The 4,241-nt window shown below is 70.2% G+C and carries 1 protein-coding gene and 1 pseudogene; both read left to right on the top strand.

Translation table 11 applies throughout. From position 1 onward, the window contains the following. Positions 1-6: 6 nt before the first annotated feature. Positions 7-102, top strand: a pseudogene (locus AB0I16_RS35630) (hypothetical protein); the annotation flags it as partial. A gap of 3 nt (positions 103-105) precedes the next feature. Beyond that, positions 106-4,241, top strand: a 4,136-nt coding sequence (locus tag AB0I16_RS35625; protein ID WP_363253834.1) for an amino acid adenylation domain-containing protein, incomplete at its 3' end; no start/stop codon positions are given.

Below are 4,241 nucleotides of genomic sequence, written 5' to 3'. Positions count from 1 at the left end.
GAGCGCCTGGTCGCTTATGTCGTTCCGGCCAGCGGGGAGGAGTCCGCACCGGAGAGCCTTGCCGGTGAGGCGCGAGCCTTCGCGGCCGAGCGGCTGCCGGAACACATGGTGCCCTCAGCAGTGGTGGTGCTGGACGTCCTGCCGCTGACGGTGAACGGAAAACTGGACCGCAAGGCCCTGCCCGCCCCCGAATTCACGGCAGGTTCAGGTCGCGGCCCGACGTCGGTCCAGGAGGAGATCCTGTGCCAGGTGTTCGCGCAGGTCCTCGGTCTCGACCATGTCGGGGTCGATGACAGCTTCTTCGCGTTGGGCGGGCATTCACTGCTCGCCGTGTCGCTGGTGGAGCAGCTGCGCGGCCGGGGCGTGTCCGTGTCGGTGAGGGCGCTGTTCCAGACGCCGACACCCGCCGGCCTTGCGGCAGTCGCGGCCCCGGACACGGTGGAGATACCGCCGAACCGGATTCCGGAGGGCACCGAGCGTCTCACTCCGGAGATGCTGCCGCTGATCGACCTGGACGAGTCCGAGCTGGCGCGGATCGTCGCAGCCGTCGAAGGCGGCGCGGCGAACATCGCCGATGTGTATCCGCTGGCGCCTTTGCAGGAGGGCCTGTTCTTCCACCACCTGCTGCAGGCGGATGGCGGAGGCGCGGACACCTATGTGGTGCCGCGGGTGCTGCGGTTCGACTCGCGAGCGCGCGTGGACGCGTTCCTGGCGGCGCTGCAGCAGGTGGTGAACCGGCACGACATCTACCGCACGGCGGTCCTGTGGGAAGGGCTGGGCGAGCCCGTCCAGGTCGTCACCCGCCGGGCCGTACTGCCCGTCACACCGGTGGAGTTGGCGTTCCAAGGCGCGGACGCGGTGGAGCAATTGCGTGCGGCTGCGGGCCCGAGCATGGACATCGGCCGTGCGCCCTTGATCGACGTACACCTGGCCGAGGAGCCGGGCGGTGACGGGTGGCTCGCGCTGCTGCGCATGCATCACCTGGTGCAGGACCACACCACGCACGACGTCCTGCTCGACGAGATGCGTGCGTTCATGTCCGGGCAGGAGGAGTCGCTGCCCGAGCCGCTGCCCTTCCGTAACTTCGTGGCGCAGGCAAGACTCGGCGTAACACGTGAGGAGCACGAGAACTACTTCGCGGAGCTGCTCGGTGACGTGGAGGAGACCACCGCCCCGTACGGCCTGGTCGATGTCCATGGGGACGGCAGTGGTGTGGTCCGCTCGCACCTGCAGGTCGAGGACGAGGCCGCCGAAAGAGTGCGACGGATTGCCCGTTCGCTGGGGGTGAGTCCGGCGTCGGTGTTCCACCTGGCCTGGGCGAGGGTCCTTGCCACGGTCAGCGGACGCGACGATGTGGTGTTCGGCACGGTGCTGTTCGGGCGGATGAACGCGGGGGCGGGTGCGGACCGTGTCCCGGGCCTGTTCATCAACACCCTTCCGGTGCGGGTACGTGTCGATGCCACAGGTGTCGGTCGGGCGCTGGAAGGAGTACGTGACCAGCTGGCCGAGCTGCTGGTGCACGAGCACGCCCCGCTGACGCTGGCACAGCAGGCCAGCGGCATCCAGGGCAGCAGCCCGCTGTTCACCTCACTGTTCAACTTCCGGCACAGCCAGCGGCCGGACGCGAGGCCCCGCACGGCCGAGGACACCGCCCCTCGCGGCGTCCGCACGGTGTCCGTGCGCGAGGTGACGAACTACCCCGTGACCGTGTCGGTGGACGACCTGGGCTCCCGGTTCGGGCTGAGTGTGGACGCGGTGGGACCGGTGGACGGCGAGGCCGTGTGCCGACTGCTGCACACCTGCCTGGACAACCTCGTCACCGCGCTGGAGAACGACCTGGGCGGTTCCCTGTCGGCGGTCGACATCCTCGACGAGACCGAACAGAACCGCATCCTCGACGACTGGAACGACACCACGACCGAGCTGCCCAAGGCCGGCGTGCACACGCTGGTCGCCGAGCAGGCACGGATACGGCCGGACGCCGTGGCGGTGGAGGCCGGTGATGTGCGGCTCACCTACCAGGAACTGAACGTGCGAGCCAACCAGATCGCGCACGCCCTCATCGCGGCGGGTGTGAGTGCCGGCTCGTTGGTGGGAGTGTGCGTCGAGCGCGGACCCGACGCGGTGGCGGCGATCCTAGGCGTGTGGAAGGCCGGTGCGGGCTATGTGCCGCTGGACGCTGAGTACCCCGCGGACCGGTTGACCTCCATGCTGCGTGACGCCGACGTAGAGGTCGTTGTCACGCAGGTGGATCTGGCGGACGTCATACCGGGGTTCGGAGGCCGGGTCGTACCGTTGGCGAGCGTCGACGTCTCCCTCCCGAGCGAGGATCCGGCGGTGACCGCCGGTGCGGGCGACGTGGCGTATGTGATGTTCACGTCGGGCTCGACGGGACTGCCCAAGGGCGTGATGGTGGAGCACCGTTCCGTGGTGCGCCTGGTGTGGGGCCAGCGGTACGCCGGGTTCAGCGACAGGAACACGCGTCTGTTGATGGCCCCGCTCGTCTTCGACGCCTCCACCTTCGAGCTGTGGGGCGCGCTGGTGCACGGCGGCCGCCTGGTGATCGCTCCTGCTGGAGCGGTGGGCGCCTCGGAACTGAGATCGTTGATCCGCGACGGCGGCGTCAGCGACCTGTGGTTGACCGCGTCACTGTTCAACACGGTGGTCGACGAGGACCCGGAGGCTCTGGCGGGCCTTGAGCGGTTGCTGGTCGGTGGCGAGGCACTGTCCGTGCCGCACGTGCGGGACGTGCAGAAGGCGGTCCCGGGCCTGCGAGTGGTGAACGGATACGGGCCGACGGAGACCACCACCTTCGCGTGCACCTACGCGATCCCCGAAGTGCCGGACGACATGACGTCGGTGCCGATCGGCGCGCCGATCGCGAACACCCGCGCCTACGCGCTGGACGGCGGGCTCCGGCCCGTGCCGGTGGGTGTCGCGGGCGAGCTGTACGTCGCGGGCGAGGGCCTGGCGCGCGGATACGTGAGGCGCCCGGGACTGACGTCGGAGCGGTTCGTCGCCTGCCCGTTCGGCCGGGCCGGCGAGCGGATGTACCGGACCGGCGACGTGGTGCGGTGGTCGGCGGAGGGCCGACTGGAATACCTCGGCCGTCGGGACGAGCAGGTCAAGATCCGTGGGTTCCGGATCGAGCCGGGCGAGGTGCAGGCGGTCATGGCCGCGCATCCGGCGGTGGGCCAGGCCGCCGTGGTCGTACGAGAGGACGCCACCGGCGACAAGCGCCTGGTCGCGTATGTCGTCCCGGCCGGCAGCGAGAGCGCGGCGCCGGAGAGTCTCGTCGCCGAGGTACGCGCCTTCGCGGCCGGCCGGCTGCCGGAGTACATGGTGCCGTCCGCTGTGCTGGTCCTCGACGAGCTGCCGCTGACGGTGAACGGCAAGCTGGACCGCAGGGCGCTGCCCGCTCCCCAGTACGCGAGCGGCGGCGGCCGTGGCGCGGTGTCCTTGCAGGAGGAGATCCTCTGCCAGGCGTTCGCGCAGGTCCTCGGCCTTGACCAGGTCGGAGTCGACGACGACTTCTTCGCACTCGGCGGGCATTCGCTGCTCGCGACGCGTCTGGTGAGTCGCGTGCGTGCGGTCCTCGGTGAGGAGGTGCCGCTGCGCACACTGTTCGAGGTGCCGACGCCCGCGGGCCTCGCGGCGCGGCTCGGGCAGGAGGGGCTGACACGCCCGACGTTGGAGGCGGGAGCGCGACCGGACCGCGTCCCGCTGTCGGCCGCCCAGCGTCGGCTGTGGTTCATCGACCAGCTGGAAGGCCCGAGTGCCGCCTACAACATCCCGATGGGCGTACGGCTGACCGGCAGTCTCGACCGCGCCGCGCTGGAAGGCGCGCTGCGGGACGTGCTGGGGCGCCATGAGGTGCTGCGGACGGTGTTCGCGGTGGCCGACGGGGAGCCGTACCAGCGCATCCTCTCCGTCGAAGAAGCCGCTTTCGAGCTGACCGTCACCGAGGTCGGCGCGGAGGAGCTCGCCGGCGTGGTGGCGGAGGCGGCCGAGTACGCCTTCGACCTGAGCGCCGAGATCCCGCTGCGGGCCCGCCTGTTCACCGTAGGCCCCGACGAACATGTGCTGGTCGTGGTGATGCATCACATCGCCAGCGACGGTTGGTCGTCCGCTCCGCTTGAGCGTGACCTGACGTCCGCGTATGCGGCGCGTTGTGAGGGTCGGGTGCCGGAGTGGGTGCCGTTGCCGGTGCAGTACGCGGATTACGCGTTGTGGCAGCGGGA

Origin of the sequence: Streptomyces sp. NPDC050703 (assembly GCF_040654435.1) — a bacterium.
Lineage (GTDB): Bacteria > Actinomycetota > Actinomycetes > Streptomycetales > Streptomycetaceae > Streptomyces.
The sequence above is the reverse complement of the archived record's forward strand: the minus strand, read 5'-3'. Positions and strand labels throughout refer to the sequence as shown.